This window comes from Sphingobium sp. B10D7B, from assembly GCF_025961955.1.
In the GTDB taxonomy this organism is placed as follows: domain Bacteria; phylum Pseudomonadota; class Alphaproteobacteria; order Sphingomonadales; family Sphingomonadaceae; genus Sphingobium.
In genome coordinates, this window is sequence record NZ_JAOQOQ010000001.1 from 671,688 (window position 1) to 693,722 (window position 22,035).

The 22,035-nt window shown below is 67.0% G+C and carries 20 protein-coding genes; 12 read left to right on the top strand and 8 right to left on the bottom strand.

Annotation, left to right across the window (positions count from 1 at the left end):
• Positions 1-4 precede the first annotated feature (4 nt).
• The gene (locus M2331_RS03125; RefSeq protein ID WP_264592269.1) at positions 5-1,465 is read right to left on the bottom strand and encodes a sulfatase-like hydrolase/transferase; all 1,461 of its coding nucleotides are present in this window, start codon (positions 1,463-1,465) and stop codon (positions 5-7) included.
• A gap of 100 nt (positions 1,466-1,565) precedes the next feature.
• On the opposite strand from M2331_RS03125, the gene M2331_RS03130 reads away from it, so the two are divergent.
• Complete coding sequence (locus M2331_RS03130; protein ID WP_181558930.1) at positions 1,566-2,510, top strand: LysR family transcriptional regulator; 945 nt, start codon at positions 1,566-1,568, stop codon at positions 2,508-2,510.
• Between the two features lie 66 nt (positions 2,511-2,576).
• Here M2331_RS03130 and M2331_RS03135 read toward each other — a convergent pair whose 3' ends face one another.
• A complete protein-coding gene (locus M2331_RS03135; protein ID WP_181561336.1) occupies positions 2,577-3,275 on the bottom strand; it encodes a pirin family protein in 699 nt (232 codons plus the stop codon).
• A gap of 125 nt (positions 3,276-3,400) precedes the next feature.
• Here M2331_RS03135 and M2331_RS03140 point away from each other — a divergent pair, with 125 nt between their 5' ends.
• From M2331_RS03140 to M2331_RS03150, 3 genes are all read left to right on the top strand, one after another.
• A complete protein-coding gene (locus M2331_RS03140; RefSeq protein WP_181558931.1) occupies positions 3,401-4,330 on the top strand; it encodes a LysR family transcriptional regulator in 930 nt (309 codons plus the stop codon).
• Positions 4,331-4,454: 124 nt separating this feature from the next.
• Positions 4,455-5,342, top strand: a complete 888-nt coding sequence (locus M2331_RS03145) for a hypothetical protein (RefSeq protein ID WP_181558932.1) — start codon at positions 4,455-4,457, stop codon at positions 5,340-5,342.
• Positions 5,343-5,499: 157 nt separating this feature from the next.
• Entirely contained in the window at positions 5,500-6,120 is a 621-nt protein-coding gene (locus M2331_RS03150; RefSeq protein ID WP_181558933.1) for a nuclear transport factor 2 family protein, read from the top strand.
• Between the two features lie 36 nt (positions 6,121-6,156).
• Here the strand turns inward: M2331_RS03150 and M2331_RS03155 are convergent, their stop codons facing one another.
• The 3 genes from M2331_RS03155 to M2331_RS03165 form a co-directional block, all read right to left on the bottom strand.
• The gene (locus M2331_RS03155; protein WP_181558934.1) at positions 6,157-6,627 is read right to left on the bottom strand and encodes a nuclear transport factor 2 family protein; all 471 of its coding nucleotides are present in this window, start codon (positions 6,625-6,627) and stop codon (positions 6,157-6,159) included.
• Between the two features lie 30 nt (positions 6,628-6,657).
• Positions 6,658-7,992: an MFS transporter gene (locus M2331_RS03160; protein ID WP_264592270.1), complete on the bottom strand. Its 1,335-nt coding sequence runs from the start codon at positions 7,990-7,992 to the stop codon at positions 6,658-6,660.
• Positions 7,993-8,143: 151 nt separating this feature from the next.
• Positions 8,144-9,064 (bottom strand): helix-turn-helix domain-containing protein, encoded by a 921-nt coding sequence (locus M2331_RS03165; protein WP_181558936.1) that lies wholly within the window; start codon positions 9,062-9,064, stop codon positions 8,144-8,146.
• 215 nt (positions 9,065-9,279) lie between these two features.
• Between M2331_RS03165 and M2331_RS03170 the strand changes: the two genes are divergently transcribed.
• Genes M2331_RS03170 through M2331_RS03185 form a run of 4 tightly spaced genes read left to right on the top strand, consistent with a single transcriptional unit; the run spans position 9,280 to position 13,256 of the window.
• Positions 9,280-10,773: an aldehyde dehydrogenase family protein gene (locus M2331_RS03170; protein ID WP_181558937.1), complete on the top strand. Its 1,494-nt coding sequence runs from the start codon at positions 9,280-9,282 to the stop codon at positions 10,771-10,773.
• Positions 10,766-11,197: a DUF3237 family protein gene (locus M2331_RS03175; protein ID WP_181558938.1), complete on the top strand. Its 432-nt coding sequence runs from the start codon at positions 10,766-10,768 to the stop codon at positions 11,195-11,197. The genes M2331_RS03170 and M2331_RS03175 overlap by 8 nt, the downstream gene beginning before the upstream one ends.
• 2 nt (positions 11,198-11,199) lie before the next feature.
• The gene (locus M2331_RS03180; RefSeq protein ID WP_181558939.1) at positions 11,200-11,652 is read left to right on the top strand and encodes a DUF3237 domain-containing protein; all 453 of its coding nucleotides are present in this window, start codon (positions 11,200-11,202) and stop codon (positions 11,650-11,652) included.
• Between the two features lie 2 nt (positions 11,653-11,654).
• A complete protein-coding gene (locus M2331_RS03185) occupies positions 11,655-13,256 on the top strand; it encodes a GMC family oxidoreductase (protein WP_264592271.1) in 1,602 nt (533 codons plus the stop codon).
• Between the two features lie 15 nt (positions 13,257-13,271).
• Here the strand turns inward: M2331_RS03185 and M2331_RS03190 are convergent, their stop codons facing one another.
• Together M2331_RS03190 and M2331_RS03195 are read right to left on the bottom strand one after the other, a co-directional pair.
• Entirely contained in the window at positions 13,272-14,945 is a 1,674-nt protein-coding gene (locus tag M2331_RS03190; RefSeq protein ID WP_181558940.1) for an FAD-dependent oxidoreductase, read from the bottom strand.
• Positions 14,946-15,037: 92 nt separating this feature from the next.
• Entirely contained in the window at positions 15,038-17,125 is a 2,088-nt protein-coding gene (locus tag M2331_RS03195) for a TonB-dependent receptor plug domain-containing protein (RefSeq protein ID WP_181558941.1), read from the bottom strand.
• 85 nt (positions 17,126-17,210) lie between these two features.
• Here M2331_RS03195 and M2331_RS03200 point away from each other — a divergent pair, with 85 nt between their 5' ends.
• Together M2331_RS03200 and M2331_RS03205 are read left to right on the top strand one after the other, a co-directional pair.
• Entirely contained in the window at positions 17,211-17,720 is a 510-nt protein-coding gene (locus M2331_RS03200; RefSeq protein WP_181558942.1) for a homogentisate 1,2-dioxygenase, read from the top strand.
• Between the two features lie 95 nt (positions 17,721-17,815).
• A complete protein-coding gene (locus M2331_RS03205) occupies positions 17,816-18,508 on the top strand; it encodes a VIT family protein (RefSeq protein ID WP_181558943.1) in 693 nt (230 codons plus the stop codon).
• Positions 18,509-18,526: 18 nt separating this feature from the next.
• On the opposite strand, the gene M2331_RS03210 is transcribed toward M2331_RS03205, so the two are convergent.
• Positions 18,527-19,300 (bottom strand): FadR/GntR family transcriptional regulator, encoded by a 774-nt coding sequence (locus tag M2331_RS03210; protein ID WP_184117244.1) that lies wholly within the window; start codon positions 19,298-19,300, stop codon positions 18,527-18,529.
• 153 nt (positions 19,301-19,453) lie between these two features.
• Between M2331_RS03210 and M2331_RS03215 the strand changes: the two genes are divergently transcribed.
• Complete coding sequence (locus M2331_RS03215; RefSeq protein ID WP_181558945.1) at positions 19,454-20,791, top strand: Rieske 2Fe-2S domain-containing protein; 1,338 nt, start codon at positions 19,454-19,456, stop codon at positions 20,789-20,791.
• Positions 20,792-20,800: 9 nt separating this feature from the next.
• Complete coding sequence (locus M2331_RS03220; RefSeq protein ID WP_181558946.1) at positions 20,801-22,009, top strand: pyridoxal-phosphate-dependent aminotransferase family protein; 1,209 nt, start codon at positions 20,801-20,803, stop codon at positions 22,007-22,009.
• Positions 22,010-22,035 lie beyond the last annotated feature (26 nt).

Sequence of the window (22,035 nt, forward strand, 5' to 3'; positions counted from 1 at the left end):
CCCGTCAGCGTGGCTTGACGCTGTTCTCCACCTTGACGCCGAAGTGATCCGCCAGATCCTTGCCGGTGAAGCCATGGGTCGATGAATCCGGGTCGAGCGGCAGCATCTGGCTGTCCCATGCGTCATAGGCCGCCTTCACCTGCGCCATTTTCTCCGGCATCCGGTCCTTCAGGTTGGCCCGCTCCATCGGATCGTCGACCACGTTGAAGAGGAAGCTGTTCTGGAGGATTTTCAGATACTTCCAGTCGCCCATGCGGCAGGCCTGCTGGTCCAGATTCTTGTAGCGCCAGCACAAGGTCCGCTCGCTCTTGCTGGAGGGGTCGGCGAGATAAGGCAGCAGATTGATGCCGTCGCTGGGATAGGCCGGGTCCGGCGCGCCGCCGGCGGCGGCGAGCAGGGTCGGCAGCCAGTCCATGGACATCATCACCTGATCGCTGGTCACCCCGGCGGGCACATAGGCCGGCCAGCGCACGATCGCGGGGATGCGAAGGCCACCCTCCAGCAACTCGGTCTTGCGACCCGTGAACGGCCAGGTGTCGGCGAAGCGCTCGCCGCCATTATCGCTGGTGAAGATCACGATGGTATCGTCCGCGATACCAAGGTCGTCGAGCCGCTGCAAAATGCGCCCGACCTGCATGTCCAGCCGCGTCACCATCTGGGCATAGATGCGCTGGGAGCCGCCGTCATAATGCATCAGCGCCGTCGGCTTGCCATCGGCATCCAGCCTGGTGGCCTCGGCCTCGTCGCCCGGCCCCTCCCAGGGCCAGTGCGGCGCGTTGACGTGCAGGGAGATGAAAAAGGGCTTGTCACCCTGGGCTGCGGTGCTGATCGTCTCCAGCGCACGCTCGGCCAGAAGATCGGTGAGATAGCCCTTCTCGAAGACCTCGCGGTCATCGTCCCACAGGTCGTGACGCCCGGCATATTTATGCGTGAAATAGTCCACGCCGCCGCCCCGGAATCCCCAGAAATGGTCATAGCCGCTCTTAAGCGGGCCATATTTGGGCAGGGCGCCCAGATGCCATTTGCCGATCAGCGTCGTCCCATAACCCACCGCCCGCAGCAGCGACGGGAGAGTGGGATGCTCGGGCGGCAGGCCGACAGGGCGCTGAGCGAGCGGCTCCTCAAGGCCGATGGGCAGGCGGTTCTGATAACGCCCGGTGATAAGGCCCGTGCGCGTCGCCGAGCAGACGGCGGAATTGGCATAGCCTTGCAGGAAGCGCATCCCGTCGGCCGCGAGGCTGTCGATCGCCGGGGTTTCATAGTCCCGCCGGCCGTAGCAGGAGAGGTCGGCATAGCCCATGTCATCGGCCATGATGAACAGGATGTTCGGCTGCTTGCGTCGATTGCCCGATGCCTTCTTAGGCTGCGCGGCCCGTGCCGTCGAACCGGCCCCCACCATGCCGGCGCCGATGACGCCCAAAGATTGGCCGAGCACGCTGCGGCGAGTCACATCAAGGTCGGTCAACTTGGGTCTCCGTCTGACTTTCGCTCATGTGGCAGCGATTGAACGGGCGAGGCAACAGATGTACGGGCAATGGCATTTATAATGCACAGGTTATGGCTGAATGATGAGTGCCCTGCAAAGCCTGCCATTTACCCTGCGCCAGCTGGTGATCTTCGAGACGCTTGCCGAGACGCGCAGTTTTGCCGGCAGCGCCGAATTGCTGGGCATTTCCCAGGCGTCGGTCAGCAGCCAGTTCAAGGCGCTGGAAGCGCAGCTCGGGGTCGCGCTGATGGCCCGCAGCGCGGGGCGGCGGCCAGAACTCACGCCGGAGGGCGAGCGCTTCCTCGCCGACCTGCGGATATTTTCCAGCGCGGCCGATCAACTGGCGGCACACCGCCTGCGCAGGCCCGGCCCCCGCGAGATCGTGCGCTTTCGCATCCTGCTGGGGCAGGGCCTCGCCGATCATTATGTGCGGCCAAGGCTGGACAGGTTTCTGGCGGCCCATCCCCACATCGTTCTGGAGTTCGATACTCGCATTCCGAGCCATGAATCGACGCTCGCGGCGAGCAGTGGCACCTATGACTTCGTGCTGATCCACCAGCCTGCCGATGAGCCCGTGGCGGAAGCGATGCGGTCGCTGGGGCGGGTGTCGGGCGGCATCTTCGGCAACCGCAAACTGGCCGCCGGCCGCGAGGTGCCGCTCTCTCCCGAAGAGGTGGCGCGCTTGCCGTTCGCCTTGCCGTCCGGGCGGGACGATGGGGCGGAGCAGCGCTTGCGCCGCAAGCTGGCATCCTTTGGCGTGCAGCCCACCAGCATCGTGGCGCGGGTACAGTTTTTCGATGTGATCATCGCCATGGTGGCGCGCGGCCAGGCGGTCGCCAACCTCCCTGCCGCGATGATCCCGCCGGATATGCGGGGCCGGATCGTGCGGCTCTTTCCCCTGCATGACTGGCGGCTCGTCTTCCATCGGCGGGATGCCGAGGCGCAGGCGGACCGGGATGCGGTCGAGCGGCTGTTGCTGGAGAGTGTCGTCAAGAACCGCGCCTATGGCCTGATGCCGGATTGAGGCGCGGCGTCGCGGACAAGCGAACGCCGCGCTGCCGGTGGGTTCGGCAGCGCGGCGTTCCTGCGGTCAGATCACGTCGACGAGAACGATTTCGCTGTCCTCGATGGCCGTGATGCGCAGCACCTCCACATCGCTGATCGCGGCGCCGTCACGGGCATTCACTCGCACGTCCTCGATCTGCACCGCGCCGGTGGCGGGCACCAGATAGGCCTTGCGGTCCTTGCCGAGCGGATAGTCCGCCGTCTCGCCGGCACGCAGGGTCGCGCCCAGTACCCGGCCATCGGTGCGGATCGGCAGGGCGTCCTCATCCTCGGCATGGCCAGAGGCCAGGGTGACGAACTTGCCCGAGCGCTCGCCCTTGGGGAAAGGCTTGGCGCCCCATTGCGGCGGCTCGCCCTCGCGGGTGGGGATGATCCAGATCTGGAAGATCCGCGTGGTCACATCCTCGAGATTATATTCCGAGTGGCGGATGCCGGTGCCGGCGCTCATCACCTGCACGTCGCCCGCTTCCGTGCGGCCGACATTGCCGAGGCTGTCCTGATGGGTGATCGCGCCCTCGCGAACATAGGTGATGATCTCCATGTCGCGGTGCGGATGGGGCGGGAAGCCTGTCTGCGGCGCGATGGCATCGTCGTTCCACACCCGCAGGCTGCCGAAGTGGACCCGGGCAGGATCATGGTAGCCGGCAAAGGAGAAGTGGTGATGGGCATCCAGCCAGCCATGGTTGGCGGCGCCGAGGCTGTCGAAGGGGCGAAGGTCGATCATCATGTGTCTCCTTGTCAGAGGGAAGGTCGCGGACGTTCTGTCCGGCGTTGGAGACCGATTTAGGGCTTGTGAGCTTTGCTGTTCAGTAGGATAAAATAGACTATTATGTTCGAGAAAGTTGAATAGTGAGCGCGCCCGGCACGCCAACGCTCGACCAGTTGCGCATCTTCCTCGCGGTGGTGGACGGCGGCAGTTTCGCGGCGGCGGGGCGACGGCTCAATCGCGCGGTCTCCGTCATCAGCTATGGCATCGCCAATCTGGAGGCGCAGCTTGGCCTGACGCTGTTCGAGCGGGAGGGGACGCGCAAGCCGGAGCTGACCGTCGCTGGCCGGGCGCTGCTCGCCGATGCCCGTGCCGTCGCCCATGGCGTGGATGGGCTGCGCGCCCGCGTCAAAGGCCTGCTCGATGGGCTGGAGGCGGAAGTGGATCTGGCCGTCGACGTGATGCTGCCGGCCGAGCGGCTGGGCGCGGTGCTGCGCGCCTTCGCGCGCGAATACCCCACCGTCCAGCTCCGCCTGCATGTCGAAGCGCTTGGCGCGGTCCTCGCCATGGTGCGGGAGGGGCGGGCGATGATCGGCATTTCCGGCCCGCTCGCCATTGGCGCCGATGGGGTGGAATGTGTCGCGGCGGGCTCGGTGCCGCTGGTGCCGGTCGCCGCGCCCGATCATCCGCTGGGGCAAATGGCGCAGATCCCGCCGGGCGCCGGGCGTGATTACACCCAGCTCGTGCTCACCGACCGCTCCCGCGCCACCGACGGGCAGGATTATTCGGTGCTGAGCCCCAAGACCTGGCGGCTGGCCGATCTCGGCGCCAAGCACGCCCTGCTGTGTGAGGGTGTCGGCTGGGGCAATATGCCGCTGCCGATGGTGGAGAGCGATCTCGTCGCCGGCACGCTGGTGCGCCTCGCCATGCCCGATCATCCGGGCGGAACCTACCGCTTCGCCGGCATCTGGCGCCGGGATACGCCGCCCGGCCCGGCGGCTGAATGGCTGATCGCGCAGTTCGTCGAACAGGGCCGGGCCGATGCGGCACTCGCCGGGATGATCGATCTTTGAGCCCTGCCGCAACGGGATGCGCGCACCGGCAAGTTCCTGCGCAAACAATCGGCTAGGGGCAGCGAGCGTCACCGGACGAACGGGATGGAAGCCCGACCGGCATTACAGGAGAGGATGTCTGCGCATGGACAGAGCCGCTTTGCTGGCATTGCTGGATGAGACCGTCGCGTCCCTGGGCGCCAATGATCCCCAGCGCTTGGCCCTCGCGCCCCGGCTGCGCTACACCGAGAACAGCGTCGAATTCCCCTTTGGCGATGGTGCCTGGAAGACCGTGACCGGCATCGGCGACTATCGCTGGGATGTGGTGGACGTGCGCACCAGCAATGCCGCGCGCTTCGGCGTGCTGGAGGAAAGCGGCGACAAGGCGCTGTTCGTGCTGCGGATCGCGGCGCTGGAAACCGGCGCGCTCGCCGAGATCGAGCTGCTGGTGGCGCGCGCGACGGACAGCGGCGTCCCCTTCCTCAACACCGATCCCGCGCCGCGTCCGGAACTGACCGAGCCGGTCCCGCCCGCCTCCCGCACCGAGCGGGCACGGATGCTCTCGCTGGCCGATGGCTATTTCTCCACGCTCGAGCAGAATGACGGCACGCTGCACACCCGCTTCACCGCGGATTGCGAGCGGCGCGAAAATGGCGTGCAGACCACGCACAATCCCCAGCCCGATCTGGCGCCGGTCGCCAAGATGGGCTGCGAGGAGCAGTTCCTGCTCGGCTACTACCGGTTCGACAATTGGATCCGCGCGCGGCGCTATCCGCTGGTGGATGAGGAGCAGGGCGTGGTCCTCTGCGGCGGCTTCATCGACCATGACGGGCAGACGCGCGACTATCAGCTCACCAATGGCGAGACGCGCACCGGCTTTTTCCTGCGGCCCCACAGCTTCGCCTATCTGGAAGCCTTCAAGATCCGCGACGATGCCATTTCCGCGGTCGAGGCGGTGTTCCACTTCGTGCCCTACCGGATGCGCTCGCCCTGGGCTCAGGATGAGCGCGATCCGCGGCTGGCAAAAGTTTGAGCGGATGCCGCTCCATCACACCCACCGCCGTCACCCCGGGCTTGACCCGGGGTCCCGCTTTACTGCTGGCCGAAGCCCGAAGGCAGCGGGACCCCGGGTCAAGCCCGGGGTGACGACGTGGAACCCATAATATCCCCCGACCCCAAGGAGCACCCCCATGTCCGATGATGTCTCAGCCCTGCGCGAGGAACTGGCGCGTTTGCGGTCCGATCTGACGGCGCTCGCCGCCCGTGCCGACAAGGCCGATCATTATGTCGAAATCTGCAATCTCCAGTGCGCTTATGGCTATTATGTCGACAAGGGCCGCTGGGACGATGCAGCCAAGCTGTTCGCCGAGGATGGCACGCTCGAGCTGGCCGGGCGCGGCGTCTATGTCGGGCGGGAGCGAGTGCGGGAATATCTCCACCATCTGCCGCCTTATGGTCCGGGCGTACTGTACAATCACATGCAGCTCCAGCCGGTCGTCCACATCGATTGTGCTGCCGGCACCGCCAAGGCGCGCTGGCGCACGTTCATGATGGTCGGCGGCGTCGGGCGCGAGGCGCGCTGGGGCGAGGCGACCTATGAGAACAGCTACAAGATCGAGAACGGCAAGTGGCGGATCGCGCAGCTGCACGGCTATATGAACATCTACACCGAATATGATGAGGGCTGGCATCGCGGCGGCGTCCAGCTGCTGCGCTCGATCGACGGGCTGCAGCCCGATCTGCCGCCGACGATGCAGTATGAATCCTATCCCGAGCCGGTGATCGCGCCTTACCATTATAAGGAGGTGTAGGGCGGCCCAGGCCACCCTCGCGCTGCCGCTCGCCGCTCAGTCGGTGGGCGGCGTGCGCTTGGTATTGGGATCGAATTTGAGCATCTCCACACTCTTGAGCGCCGGGTCCCAATGCTCGGCAATCATGCCATTTTCGATGCGGAACAGGTCGAACCAGCTCGTCACATAAGGCTGCCCCTCGGCATCCTTCTCAGGGCGCTCGAACACGCACATCACCATGTCCCGCTCCGCGATCATGTTGACCAGCGGCAGCATGATCCGCTCCTCGATCTCGCGGACCGGGCGCGAGCCCTTGATGAAGTCGACCAGCGGCTGGCGGCCGGAAGCGACATTGGGATTATGCTGGATATAGCCCTCGGCAATGAATTCAGCGGCCCGGTCGGCGTGGCCTGCCTGCAGCACGGTGCGATACATGTCCCAGACGAGGCGCTTGTTGGCCGCGAGCTGCGGATCGGCGCTCTCCAGCAAGGCAAGCTGGGCGTCGCGATCGGTAATGGCCTGACTCATGCGGGTCTCCGTTGCAAAATGAGGGCGCGGTCAATGCGCCGTGGCGGTCGCCTGCGCCGCGCGATGGTTGGTCCGCGCCGCGAGATACAGCATCAGCCCGCCGAGCAGGAAGAAGATGGCGAACAGGCCGATGGCATAGCGCAGGCCCAGGGCTGAGGCGGCCGCGCAGGCTGAGCCCTGAACCTGCCCGGCGGCCCCGGCGCACTGGGTGGCGAACTGGCTGCCGCCATAGATGAAGCTGGAGGCCATGTCGCTGACCACGCCGACGGATGGCGGTCCCAGCCCCTGACCGAACAGATGCACCATCAGCAGGAACACCGCCGATCCGGTCGCCCGGCTGAAGCTGTCCAGCGAGCCGTGCAGCGTCGCGATCGCCGGCCCCATCGCGGTGTAGAAGGAGAAGGAGCCGACCAGCATCAGCGGAATGGCGATGAACAGCATGTTGCTGCTCAGCCCCGCCAGGAAGATCGGTACGCCGATCACAGTGCCGAGCGCCGGGAAGCCGAGCAGCCAGCGGGCATCGCGCCGGGCCATATGCTCGCTGCCATAGCCGCCGAGCAGCGTGCCGAAAAAGGCGGCAATGCCGGAGACGACGCCGAAGACGAGACCCGCCTGCGCCGCATCCAGCCCGAAATTGCGGGAGAAGAAAGCGGGAAGGAAGGTGTTCACGCCGAAGGCGCCAAGGCTGATGAAGGCCAGGCCTGCGAGCACATAACGGATGCTCTTGTTGCCAAGCAAAAGCCGCACCACCTGCCAGGTGCCGAGCTTGCCCGATCCGGCAGTGGCAGGGGGCACGCTGCGCTCTGGCTCATGCAGACAGAAGAAGCAGAGCAGGGCGATCAGTCCGCCCATCACGCCGAAGAACATGAACGTGTCGCGCCAGCCGAAATGCTCGGCAATGGCGCCGCCGGCGAACGATCCGACCAGAGCCGCCACCGGCACGCCGAGCATATAGAGCGACAGGGCCGAGGCGCGCTTTTCCGGCGGCACCATGTCGGAGATCATCGAGTGCGGCGGCGCCTCGGTCGCCGCATTGCCCGCCGCCATGCCGCAGCGGCACAGGAAGAGCTGGAAGAAGCTGACGGTCGCGCCCGCCAGTGCCGTGAACACCGAGGCGAGCATCAGGAAGCTCGCGGTCACCCGCGCGCGGTTGTAACGTTCCGCCAGGCGCGCGATGGGCACGCTCGCAAAGGCGTTCACCACCGCGAAGGCCGTGCCGCCGAGCAGGCCGATCTGCAGATCGCTGAGCAGGAACTCGGCTTTGATCTTCTCGGCGATCAGCGCGATCATCACGCGGTCGAGGAAGCCGAAGGCGTTGATCGAGGCGAGCAGGATCAGGGCGACGGTGAGCTGTCTTCTGGTCACGTATATCTGTTCCCGGGTGGCAGGCCTGCGGTCGGCAGGCATCGAGCGGCAGGTCTATCTGGATAGACGCTCAGCGCGACATGCCGATTGGATGGGAGCGCATCGACCTGACTGGTCGTGCTCGCGATCGCGATCCGATTTCCCGGCTCGTTCAGTGCAGGGAGAAGAGATTGCGATAATCGCGCGGGGTAAGGCCGAAGCGCTGTTTGAAAGCCCGGCTGAAATGCTGGGAATCGCTAAAGCCCCAAAGGTGGGCGATCTCGGTGATCGAGCGGCGGGCGAGGGCCGGGTCGACCATCTCCTCGCGGCAGCGCTCCAGCCGCCGGTCCCAGATGGCGCGGGCAATGGTATAGGCTTCACCCTCGAACAGCTTGTGGATCGAGCGGCTCGACATGCTGAAATCCCGCGCGATGCGCGCGATGCTGAGGTCCGCATCGGCCAGATGCCGGTCGACATATTCCAGGATCGCCCGTCGCCGGCTTTCGCGCGGGTCGGGCATGGTCAGCACGTCATCGGCATGGATGGTCATGTTGACCAGATGGGCGATCTGGTCGCCGAGCAGCTCGCGGTCCTGCATCCGCAGCGTGTTGCCGGTCATCACCGAGGCGCTCACGCTGGCATGGAGAATCTGGGCGGGCCCGCGCAGGAAGCTGCGGGGCTTGCGCCAGCGGTCCAGGCTCCAGCGGGGCGCAGCGAGCAGGCTGCACGGCACCGTCACGGCCAACTGGCGGCACTGGTCCGGCGCGTCGATGGTATAGGGCACGTCCTTGCGGAGCGCGCACCACTGGCCGGCCTGCACATCATTGTAGAGCCCGCCCTGGCTGATCCGCGCGGCGCCTTCCTCCTGGAACAGCAGCTTCATGGTCGGTGGCGATCGTCGATCGGCCATGTCGGGCAGAACAAGCCGGTGACTGCCCAGCGAAACGATGCAGAAACGGAGCGCGCCGAAATCGCCGCCGCGCAGCGACGCCTCGCGATCGTCCGCAAATTCGATGTGGGGCGCCTGCGTGACGGCGCACCATTGCCGGCTGCGCTCGACGCGGCTCGATGCCTTAGTGGTGAAGATGTGCATCCCCGTGGCTCCTCTCGCATCCTGGCCGGGGTCTTGCGCCCTCGGTCCGGCTTTTGCGCACGCTAGACCCCATATCGGGGCCTGTCCAGCAGACCGCCGCACTGTTGATTTTGTCTCCAGTGCGGCGCTGGTCAGAAAGATGCGTCGCGAGACAAGTTTGCCCGCAGGCGCGCTGATAGCAGGGGCCTCAGCCGCATCATGGACATGTATTTGAGATGACGTTGAAAGTGCCATTGCCCCTTGCCGCCGAGGCGCGTCATTTCATTGGCGGCGCGTGGACGCCCCCTGCGGCCGGCGACCGGCTGCCGGTGGAAAACCCCGCGACCGGCGAGGTCTTTACCGAGGTCGGTGCGGGCACTGCGGCGGATATCGACCAGGCCGTGCAGGCGGCCGAATCGGCGATGGTCGCGGCCCGGCGCACGCGCTGGACGCCAGCCCAGCGGCAGGATGCCCTGCTGGCCTTGGCGCAGGCGGTGGAGCGCCATGCCGAGGATTTCGCGCTGCTCGAAACACTCGATACCGGCAAGCCGATCAGCAACAGCCGGCGGGTCGACGTGCCCGGCACGGCCGCGACCTTGCGCTATTTCGCCGGCTGGGCGACCAAGCTCACCGGCGAAAGCATGGAACTCTCGCAGCCTGGCGAAACGACGGCGTACACGCTGCGCGAACCGGTCGGCGTGGTCGGCCACATCATTCCCTGGAATTATCCGCTGATGGGCGCGGCGTTCAAGCTCGGCCCCGCGATTGCGGCGGGCTGCGCGGTGGTGCTCAAGCCGGCCGAGCAATCCTCGCTCTCCGCGCTCAAGCTGGCTGAACTGGCTGTGGCTTGCGGCGTGCCGCGCGGCTTCTTCAATGTTGTGACCGGCCTTGGTCCGGTCGTGGGCGCGGCGCTGGTCGATCATCCCGGCGTCGCCAAGATCAGCTTCACCGGATCGACCGCGACCGGCACCCAGATCGCGGCCGACTGCGCGCGGCAGATGAAGCGGGTGACGGTGGAGCTGGGCGGCAAATCGCCGGTCATTGTCTTTGCCGACGCCGATCTCGATGCCGCCGCGCGTGCCATTGCCATGAACATCTTCTTTAACAGCGGGCAGACCTGCTCGGCCGGCTCGCGCCTGTTCGTGCATCGATCCGTCGCCGATGCGCTGGTGGAGAAGATCGCCCGCATCGGCGCGGCGATGACGATCGGCGATCCGCTCGATCCCGCGACCCAGCTGGGGCCGGTGATCACGCAGGCGCAGCGGGCGCGGATCATGGGCTTTGTCGAGGGCGCTCTCACACAGGGCGCCAGCCGCGCGGGCGGCGACATCGCCCTGCCGGAGCAAGGCTATTATGTCGCGCCGACGGTGCTCGGCTCCGTTCAGGCGGGCATGGCGGCGGTGGATGAGGAGATTTTCGGCCCCGTGCTGTGCGCGATCCCCTTTGACACCGACGATCTCGACGAAATCGCCGCGCTGGCCAATGCGAGCCGTTATGGCCTCTCCGCCTATGTCTGGACGCGCAGCCTCTCGCGGGCGCATGGTATGGTCAGTCGCCTCCGGGCCGGGACCGTGCGGGTGAACAGCAGCGCCGGCGACATCGCGATGCCCGCGGGCGGCGTCAGGCAATCGGGCTTCGGCCGCGAAAATGGGAGAGCCGGGGTGGAAGCCTATACCGAACTCAAATCCGTGACGATCGCGCACGATCATCAGGGCCGCGATCATGGCTGAGGCAAGCAGCGCGCCCGTGCCCGGCTTCGCGCCGGCCTTCCGCATGACGCCCATGCGCGCCTTTCCGGTTACGGTCGGCGAGATCGCGACCGGTGGCCAGCGCAGCTATGTGTCCATCGGCGGCGGCACCTTCGTAGGCGAGGGGCTCGAGGGGCGGCTGGTCGGCGGCAGCGAGATGCATCTGCTGCGCGCTGATGGCGTCACGGTGGTCGAAGCCTCCTATTATGTCGCGTTCAGCGATGGCAGTTTCGCCCGTTGCTTCGGCAATGGCTATCGCACCCGCGCGCCGGATTTCGAGGGACTGCGGCTCGCTTTGCTGTTCGAAGCCGCCGAGGATGGCGGCGTCGCCCATCTGGCACGATTGGCGTTCGTTGCCGAGCAGGCCGAGGGCAGCCCTGTCCTCAACATCGAGAGGATCGTCTGACCATGCGGCTGGAATTCGCTCTGGAAATGCGCATCGGCCTTGGTCCGCGCATGCATATCGAAGTGGCGCAGGGCTACACGCGCGGTGCGGTGCTGATCGGCGAGGGCAGCTTCTCCGGCCCCGGCCTTTCGGGCCGGATCGTCAAGGGCAGCGGCGGCGACTTCCCGCTCGTGCGCCCCGATGGCGGCGGGCGGTTCGAATCGCAATATCTGCTGGAGACGGACGACGGCGCCCATATCCTCAAGCGCAGCACCGGCGTGCGCAGCGCCCCGCCGGAGGTGGTGAATGCCCTGCTGGCGGGCGAGCAGGTCGATCCGCAAAGCTATTATATGCGCATGACCCCGCGCTTCGAGGCGCCGGCCGGCCCCTATGACTGGCTGAACCGCACGATCTTCGTCGGCGTCGGCCAGCGCAATCCGGAAGGCTCCATTTTCCGGTTCTGGAAAGTCGTCTGAGCGTGGACCGGTTCGATTACATCGTCGTGGGCGCGGGCTCGGCGGGCTGCGTGCTCGCCGCCCGCCTGTCCGAAGATCCGCGCAATCGCGTGCTGCTGCTGGAAGCCGGCGGCAGCGACCGGCGGCTGGACGTGCGCCTGCCGCTGGCAGTCTCCAAGCTGTGGCCCAATCCGGCGCTCACCTGGGGCTTCATGTCGGAGCCGGAGGCGGAGCTGGACGGCCGCCGTCTGCCGGTCGCGCGTGGGCGGATGCTCGGCGGCACCTCCTCGCTCAACGGCATGATGGCAATCCGGGGGCACAAGGCCGATTATGATGGCTGGCGCGATACCGGCCTCACCGACTGGGGCTGGGACGATGTGCTGCCCTGGTTCCGCAAGCTGGAGCGGCACTGGCGCGGCGATACGCCCGAACATGGCGGCAGCGGGCCACTGAGCGTCGAGCCGCATCCGGCGCCCAGCCCGCTGATGGCCAATGTGCTGGAGGCGGCCCGGTCGCTCGGCTACCCGATCACGGAGGATTTCAACGGCCCGCGAACCGACGGCTTCGGCATGCCGGATTTCACGACGCGCAACGGTCGCCGCGCCAATACGTCGGAGGCCTATCTGCGTCCGGCGCTGCGCCGGCCCAATCTGGAGGTGCGCACCGGTGCCGTGGCGACGCGTGTGCTGCTGCGTGATGGCCGGGCAATCGGCATCGAGGTCTCGCGCGACGAGCGGCTGGAAGAAATCCTCGCCGAGCGCGAAGTGCTGCTGGCCGGCGGCGCGATCAATTCGCCGCAACTGCTGCTGCTCTCGGGCATTGGGCCGGGCGCCCATCTGCAGGAGATGGGCCTGGATGTCGCCGTGGAAAGCGGCGAGGTCGGCGCCAACCTGCAGGATCATCCCGGCGCCGGCATGGAGTTCGATCTCGATCCCGCGCTAGCCTTCGACCGGGAGTTGCGCTTCGACCGGCTGACCGGATCGTTCCTGCGCTGGATGGCGGGGCGCAAGAGCATCATGGGCGCGCCGCCGCTCGCCGCCTCCGCCAATGTCGCGACCGGCGCCGACCCGGATGTGATCGACATGCATTTCTTGCTGATCCCGCTCTCCATGTTCTCGCGGGTCTGGTTTCCCGGCGTGGCCCGGCCGTTCGGGCCGCGCATGGGGGCGATGTGGTCGCTCAATTACCCGAAGAGCCGGGGCTGGCTGAAGCTCGGTTCGCCCGATCCGCTGGCCCATCCGCGCATCGCCTTCAACCTGATGAGCGACCCGGAGGATCAGCGCGCCATGCTCGGCGGCTATCGTGGACTGGAGGCGCTCATCCGCCAGCCGGCGCTCGCCAAGGTGGTGGGGCAGATGCGGCGGCCGGAGCGGCCTTTGCTGTCGGATGAGGAGGTCATGGCCTATATCCGCGAGACAGCGGCGACGGCCTATCACCCGAGCGGCACCTGCCGCATGGGCAGCGATGCGCAGGCTGTGGTCGACGGGCGCCTGCGGGTGAATGGCGTGGACGGGCTGCGAGTGGTCGATGCCTCCATCTTCCCGCGCCTGCCCGGCGGCAACACCAACCTCCCGGTCATTATGGTCGCCGAGCGCGCTGCGGACTTCATCAGACGCGGAGAGTAGCCGCATCCTGCCGGATCACTCGGCCGGTTCCCTCTCCAGCGGCTGCTCATCGCCAATGTAAAGCAGCGCGCCCTGATCGAGCAGGCGCTGCTGCACGGCACGCACGTCCACCTGACGCGGGGTAACGCCCGCGCGCACCGCAAGGCTGGCCGCCGCGCCCGCCGCCTCACCCATGGACATGCAGGTCGCCTGATCGCGCACTGCGCCCAGCGCCGCGAAGGTCGCGGAGACGCAGCGCCCCGCCACCAGCAGGCCCTCAACGCCCTTGGGCAGCAGGATGCGATAGGGAATGTCGTATGGCGCCTTGAACGGCGAGGCCACGCCATCGCCCCACAGGCCGGTCACCGAATGCAGGTCCGGCCCGCGCGGCCCGCCCTTGGCGATCACGTCCGGAAAGCGCCGCCCTGCCAGCACATCATCCTCGGTGAGGATATAGTCGCCGACGATCCGCCGGCCCTCGCGCGCGCCGCCGGTGGGGGATTCCATGACGATATAGGCCTCCTCGAAGCCGGGGATGCGCTCGCGCAGGAAGTTGAGATACACCCGGTTGAGTTTGCGCCGATAGATCAGCGACTTGCTCACCTCTTCCTCATTGGTGTGGTCGTACCAGACCTCGTACACGCCGGACATCATCTGCCCGTCGCGCATCTTGCCGTGACGGAAGATGCCGATGCTGCCAAAGCGCGGCGGCGGATAGACCGGCTCGGTCGCGCCGTAGAGCAGTGGCACCTTGCCGGCCTTGATATACTCCACCCATTCGCGGTCCAGCCCGGCGGGGAGGGGGACATATTTGCCATCCACCCTGGGTGCCGTCGCCTTGCCGGGGATCGGGCCGCCGGCTGCGGGAGAGAGGCGCAGCTTGGGGATGCCGCCGGCCGCGCGGATGCGGTCCACCTCGTCCCAGTCGGTCGGCTGGGCCATGGGCTCGGCGTAGAGCGTCTCGCCCTTGAGCGACTTGTAGGTGTTCACCGGCCGCCCGCCGCCCATCAGCGCGGAGCGCTCGCGGTCCAGCTCGGCCCGCTCTTCTTCGCTGAGCAACGGCTGGTTGCGCAGATAGTCGATCAGCCGGTCGACATCGATGCCGCCGATCTGCATGTCCATCGATCCGCCATGATGGCGGCCGTCTTCCTCGCGGCCATGGTGGAAGGGCGCGCCGGCCCAGGCGGCCACGTCTGCATCGGCCGAGGCGTCGATCACCACATCGGCCAGCACCACCTGCCCGCCGGACTTGTTGCCGATGGCGACGCCCGTCACCCGCCCGTCCTCCACCAGCGTGTCGAACACCACGGTGTTAAACAGCACTTCGACCCCGGCTTCCTCCATCATTTCATCGAGCAGGCTGGTCATCATCACAGAGTCGGTCGGGTGCCGCGCAATCGGGCTACCCTCGGGCGCGCCGCTCATGGCCTGGATGCGGTGGAGGATCTCCAGCGAGATGCCCTTCACCACCGGCGTGCCGATGCCTTTCTCGATGATGTAGCCATTGATGCCGATGCCGCCGATGCCGCCCCCGGTCATCATCCCGCCCAGATAGCCGACCCGCTCGATGAGCATCACCCGCGCACCATTGCGCGCCGCGCTGAGTGCCGCGACGCAGCCGGCAGGCCCGCCGCCGACGACAACGACATCCATCGCCTTCGCGGGCGACAGCGCGGCCACAAACCGCTCTTTCTTCCTCTGGACGGCCATGCGCTCTCCTCCGCTCCTATCGTCCGGCGAGAGCATATCCGGAGAAAGATCATATAGAAAGACAGTAATATCAATCGTGAAAGGCATGGGCGTCAGTAGCGCGCGCTCAGGCTGAGGAACAGCGAGCGGCCCGGTTCGGGGAAACCATCGGTCAGCACATAATCCCGGTCGAAGAGATTGCGACCGCCAACGCTGAGCGTGCCCTGCGGCGTCAGCGTATAATCGATGCTCAGCCCGGCGAGCGCATAGCCGCCCGTCTTGTAATAGATGGGCGCGAGGCCGTTGGCGGAGGCCGGGGTGACGGTCATCCGGCGCGAAGCAAAATCGAGGTTGGGGGTGATCCGCAGGGCAGGGACGGGCCGCCAGGCCAGATAGGCAAAGCCTTTGTGGCCCGGCACATCGGTGAGCTGGAACGGGCGGATCAGGCTGCCCGCCGGCGCCGTGCCGACCGTGAAGTCCCGCTGGATGTAGGAATAATTGCCGCCCAGCTCGATCTGGTCGCTCAGCTTCACATCCACCGCGACCTCGCCGCCATAATAATGCGCCGATCCATAATTCTCCCGGCGATTGAGATTGGCCGGGGTGCGGACCGAAACCAGCGCGTCGCTCACCCAGCTGTGGAAGAGCGCTGCGCTGACATGCAGCGGCCCCAGCTGACGCGCGCCGCCGACCTCCAGCGTGGTCGCCCGTTCCGGGTTCAGGCCGGGATTGGGCTCGGCGGTGCCGAACTGGCTGCTGAACCGCTCGAACAGGGTCGGAAAGCGGGCGCGAGACGAGAGCGAGAGATGCGCCGCGCTGCCATGCTCGCCGCGCCAATCCAGCCGCCCTTGCGCGTTCAGCGCATCGACGTTGCGCAGCGGGAAGCTGTAGAGCCGGTTGGCGCCGGTCTGCCCCTGCGGCACTCCATAGTCCTCCGCGCGGTCGAGATCGCGCCAGTCATAGGAGGCGCCCAGCGTCAGCGTCAGGGCGGGCAGCAGGGCGAGGCGGTTCTCCACCGCGATGCTCCAGTTGCGCTCGGCACTGATCTGCACCGGCTCCGCGATGCTGCCGGGCAGGCCCGGCCGGCTGGTCTGGGATTCGCGGTGCTCGTCATGCCGATAATGGAAGGCGAGGGTCAGGCGGTTGACGGGCAGCAGGTCCACGCCGAGTTCCGCCGATCCGCCATAGGCCGTGTCCGCATAAGGGCTGTCGAAGGACCGACCCAGCGTCTGGCTGGTCTGGCTGCGATTGTCCCAGGAGCGCAGCAGATTGTCGAAGCGGCTGTAATAAGCCCGCGTCTTGAGCGTCGCCTGATTGCTGAGCGCGGTGGTTGAGAGGAAGGCCAGCGTGTCGATGGTCCAATAGGGCCAACTCCAGTTGCGCAGCGAGACATTGCTGGTGTCGCTCACATGCAGCGGCGCGTTCTTGCTGCCTTCCTGCCGTGTGTAGCTCAGCACATATTCGTCGGTGGCGTTGGGGGTGACGCCCAGCTTGGCATTCACGCGCCAATCTGATGTGCGGGAGAAGTCGCGCGCGCCGCCGTCCTCGTTCGCGCTGACCGGGTGGAAACCACCGGCAAGCGTCCAGTGATCGGTGAAATTGCGGGCATAGCTCGCCTGCGCGTACCAATGGTCCTGCCGCGTGCCGAGTAGCGCGAAGACGCTGTAGCCACCATAGGCCGCATCGCGGTCGAGATTGAGCGTGGCGCGCGCCTCGGCCTCCACAGCCTTGGTGGGCTTGCGCGTGACGAGATTGATCGCGCCGCCCATGGCGCCGGGGCCGTCCAGCACGGAGGCATAGGCTTTCGCCACCTGCACCTCGGCAATGTCCGGCGTGAGGAAGCGGCCGAAATCCAGCCGGTTGTCGGCCGGGAGATAGACGCGGATGCCATCAATCGAGAGCGGCACCTGAAAGCGGTCGAACCCGCGCACGAACACCAGCCGCTCGTTGCGCGAGCCGCCGCTATTGCCCGCCGAGACGCCCGGCAGGAGGTTGATCGCATCGTCGAGCTGCACGCGGTTGAAGCGGACCATGGCCTGCTGGCCGAGCGTCTCCGTGCCGAGCAGCCGGTCAGGTCCGGCGGGCGCCGTCACGATGATCTGGCCGAGGCCGAAACTGCCGGCCTCGCTCTCCGGCGCCTGCGCGCGGGCCATGCCGGACGTCACCAGAATTGCGGCGCCCAGCACCAGTGTCGCTCTCATCAATGGGTCCCCTTTTCTTGTTCGTGATTCGATGTATATGCGCAAATACATCGAAAGAACCGACCGTCCAGAGGAGAAGCGGACAATGCGTATGATGATGGCTCTCGCAATGGCGCTGGCACCGGTGCCCGTGGCCGCTCAGATGCCCGCTGCGGATGCGCCCGCCTGCGCGGACGATGCGGCTCTGCCGCCTGAATTTGCTGCCTGGCGCAGCGCCGAGCGGGTTGCCAGCGCGACGGAAGCAGCCGTTCAGCTCAAGCCCGGCCAGGCCGTCGATCTCACCTTGTCGCCTGCCTCATCCGTCGCGTTCGCTGCCGCGCCCGAGCGCGTGGCCAAGCCCGGCACCTACGCCGGGAGGCTGGCGTTCGACGCCCCGCGCGACGGGGTCTATCGCGTCGCCTTGGGCGCAGCGGCCTGGCTGGATGTGGTGACCGACGGCGCGCGCGTGCCCTCGCTCACGCATGGGCACGGGCCGGCTTGCTCGGGCATCCGCAAGATCGTCGATTTCCGCCTCAAGGCCGGGCGCCACATCCTGCAGATCAGCGGCAGCGAGGCGCCGGTCATCAGGGCGATGGTCGTGCCGGCCACCGAATGAGATCGCGCCAGCCCTCCGGCCAAGGGCAGATTTCCCCAATCGCCGCGCAGGCCCGGTTCTGATAAAGTTGCGCCGAACTGTGAGGGGGATCATCCATGAGGCCGCATCGGGAATATCATCTTGTTTCGCGCATCGGCTGGCTGCGCGCGGCGGTGCTTGGCGCCAATGACGGCATTGTGTCCACGGCCAGCCTCATCCTCGGCGTGGCGGCGTCAGGGGCGGATCGGTCGGCGCTGATCGTCGCGGGTGCTGCCGGTCTGGTGGCCGGGGCGATGTCCATGGCGGCCGGCGAATATGTCTCGGTCAGCTCCCAGTCCGACACCGAGCGCTCCGACCTTGCGCGTGAGACGCAGGAGCTGGCCACCGCGCCCGAAGCCGAGCTGCAGGAACTCACCGACATCTATGTCGCGCGCGGCGTCGACCCGGCGACGGCGCGGCGCGCGGCCGAGCAGATGATGGCCCATGATGCGCTCGGCGCTCATGCGCGTGACGAGCTGCACATTACCGAGACGACAGCGGCGCGGCCGGTGGTGGCTGCCTTTACCTCCGCCGCCACCTTCACGGCCGGCGCGGCGCTGCCGCTGGTGCTGGCGGCCGTGCTGCCGATGGACCGGATGGTGGTGGGCGAGGCGGCGGGGTCGATCCTCTTCCTCGGCCTGCTCGGCGCCATTGGCGCGCGCGCTGGCGGGGCCAAACCCTGGCGGCCGGTGGCGCGGGTGGTCTTCTGGGGCGCGCTTGCCATGGCCCTGACAGCCGGGATCGGGCGGCTGGTCGGGACGAGCGTCTGAGCCGGCTGCCCTAGTCCCTTAGCTGGCGGGCGTCGCAATCCCGGCCTGGTCGCTCAGCTCCTTGAGCCGGTAGAGCATCGACTTGCGCCGATCGAGCAGATGGAGGCGCATCGCCGTGAAGGCGCCCTCACTGTCGCGCGCGGCGATGCGGTCGAAAATGCCCTGCAGCGACTTGTAGCCGATGCGGCTGTTGCGCGGCGAGGCTTCCAGCGCCGTGAACAGGTTGAGCAGCGCATGTTCCAGCGCATGCATGAGCGTCACCAGCGTGCGCGCGCCCGAAGCCTCCACGATGAAGCGGTGGAAGGCGAGGATGCGATCGACCGACTCCCGGCGCGGCAGGTCCGGTTCCATGATCCGCTCCAGCAGCAGCCGCAGCGCCTCGATCTGTTCGTCGGTGATCTTCTCGGCAGCCAGCTCGGCGGCGCGACATTCGATGCCGATGCGGGCATCGAAAATCTCCTCGGCCGTCACCTGCACGAGCATGAACTGCACCGCCAGCGCCGTCGCGAACTGGTCGGGCTTGCCCTCGGCGATAGTGGCCCCGCCGCCCGCGCCGGTCTTGATCGTGACCACCCCCAGCGCCTCCAGCCGGCCGAGCGCCTCGCGGATCGGCACGCGGCTGGTCTGGAAGGTCTCGGTCAGCTGCGCCTCGGTACCCAGGAACTGGCCGGGTTTGAACTGGCCGGCAAACAGCGCGTCGATCACCTGCGAGACGATGCGCGAGGCGAGCGACTGGCTGCGCACGGAACTGAAAACGGTGTCGGATTCGGCCAAGGGAACAGGCTTTCTCATGTTGGCATCGCCCGCGCGGGGCGGGCGATCGGTCATTCTATATGATGATTTCAATCCTGCCCCGCCCGGCATTGCTTGACAAGCCACGCCGCATCGGATGAAAAAGAATAACTATATTATAGTTTGATTCATTCGAGTGTGGGGGAGGGCGGAATGTCGCCGGAAGACAATGCCTTGCTGACCCAGACCGGTCCCGGCACCCCCATGGGCGCGTTGATGCGGGAATATTGGATCCCCGCGTTCATGCCGGACGAAGTCAAGGCTGGCGGCGCGCCGCTGCGGCTTCGCCTGCTCGGGGAGAACTTCCTCGCCTTCCGCTCGCCCGATGGATCGCTTGGCGTGGTCGATCATCGCTGCGCCCATCGCTGCGCATCGCTGTTCTACGGGCGCAATGAGGAGGGCGGCATCCGCTGCGTCTATCATGGCTGGAAGTTCGATCGGAATGGCCAGTGCATCGAGATGCCGAGCGAGCCGCCGGAGACGGACTATAAGGACAAGGTGAAGATCCGCGCGCTCCCGGTGGTCGAGCGCTACGGCGTCGCCTGGGTCTATATGGGCACCCGTGCCCAGCCGCCCGCACTGCCGCATTTCGACTGGGACGAGGTGGAGGCGGGCCAGCCGCTCACCGTCACCTTCATGATGCGCGAGTGCAACTGGCTGCAGGCGCTGGAGGGGGATATCGACACCTGCCATGTCGGCTTCCTGCATCTGGGTGCGGCGACGCCGGACCAGTTCGAGGAAGGCTCGATCAATTATTACAGGCAGATGCGCGAGAATCTCGCGCCGAAATATGAGGCGCTGGAGACCGATTACGGCACCATGTATTGCGCCTATCGCCCGGCCGGGGACAATCTCTATCACCGCATCGGCCAGTTCGCTTTGCCCTTCTGGACCATGGCGCCGTCCGAGCCGCTCGACCATATCCGCGCCCGCGCCTGGGTGCCGCTGGATGACCATCATGCCATGCTCGTCACCATCGGCGGTCCGCGCACCGGCGCCACGACGCTGACCAAGGCGGGCAAGCCGATTCCCGGCACCACCTCGCCGATCAATTTCCTGCCCAACACCACCGACTGGCTCGGCCGCTTCCGCATCGATGCCAATCCGCGCAACGATCATCTGATCTCGCGTGAGGCGCAGTCGACGCAGAGCTATAGCGGCATCGAAGCGATCCCTGTGCAGGATCAGGCGGTCACCGAGAGCATGGGGCCGGTGGTGGACCGCACCATGGAGCATCTGGGCACCAGCGACCGGATGATCGTGCTCACCCGCCGCCGGCTCAAATGGGCGGCGACGGCGTTGCGGGACGACGGGGTGGTGCCGCCGGGCGTCGATAATCCCGCCTGCTACCATAATGTCCGCGCCGGCTACGCGCTGCTCCCACCCGAGCAGGATTGGCTCGATTTCTACAATGCGCGCCGCGCGGTCTGGAGCAGGGGGACTGCCGAGCCGGTGGACCGCAAGCGCCGCCTCGCGCCCGCGCCAGCCTGAGGACCGTTCATGTCTGCCACCTCTTCCCATCGCCCCGGCGCGCACTTCCTGCAACTGCCCGGTCCCACGACCACGCCGCAACGGGTGATGGAGGCAATTGCGCGCCCGACCATCAACCATCGCGGGCCTGATTTTCGCGATCTCACGGTCGAGGTGCTGGACGGGATTAAGGGCATCTTCAAGACCGAAGGCCCGGTCATCATCTACCCCTCGTCGGGCACCGGCGCGTGGGAGGCGGCGCTCGTCAATGCGCTCTCGCCGGGCGACGCGGTGCTGATGTACGAGACCGGCTGGTTCGCGACGCTCTGGTGCCGGCTCGCCCGCAAGATCGGCCTGGAGCCCGAGCTGATCCCCGGCGACTGGCGCACCCCGGTCGATGCCGCAGCCATTGGCGAGCGGCTGCGCGCGGACAAGGCGCATCGCATCAAGGCGGTCTGCGTGGTCCACAACGAGACCTCCACCGGCGTGACCTCAGACATCGCCGCCGTGCGCCGCGCCATCGATGAAGCGGGGCACCCCGCGCTGCTGATGGCCGATCTGGTCTCGTCGCTGGCGTCGGCGGATTATCAGCATGATGCCTGGGGCGTGGACGTGGCGGTCGGCGGCTCGCAAAAGGGGCTGATGCTGCCGCCGGGCCTCTCCTTCAATGCCCTGTCGCAAAAGGCGATCGCGGCGTCGAAATCGGCCGGGATGAGGCGCTCTTATTGGGACTGGGGCGAGATGCTGGAGGCCAATGCCCGGGGCTTTTTCCCCTACACCCCAGCCATCAATCTGCTGCAGGGGCTGCGCGAGGCCATTGCCATGATGCAGGAGGAAGGGCTGGACGCCGTCTTCGCGCGGCATCAGCGGGCGGCGCAGGCGACGCGCGCGGCGGTCGCCCAATGGGGCTTCGAGACGCAATGCCGCGATGCCGCCGCCCATTCGCCGGTGCTCACCGCCGTGCGGATGCCCGAGGGCATCTCCGCCGATGCGGTGCGCGAGGCGGCGCTGGAGCGCTGCAACATGAGCCTCGGCAATGGCCTCGGCCAGCTCGATGACCGGGTGTTCCGGATCGGCCATCTCGGTGACTTCAGCGACGCGCTGGTGCTCGGCACCGTCGCCGCGACGGAAGCCGCGCTGGCCTTCGCGGGCGTCCCCTATCGGGCGGGCGGCACGGAAGCGGCCATCGCCGTGCTGACCGGTCAGGCGCAGCGCGGCGCGCCCGGCCTGGCCGCCTGATCGGGCGAGGGCGACAAGAGACGGGA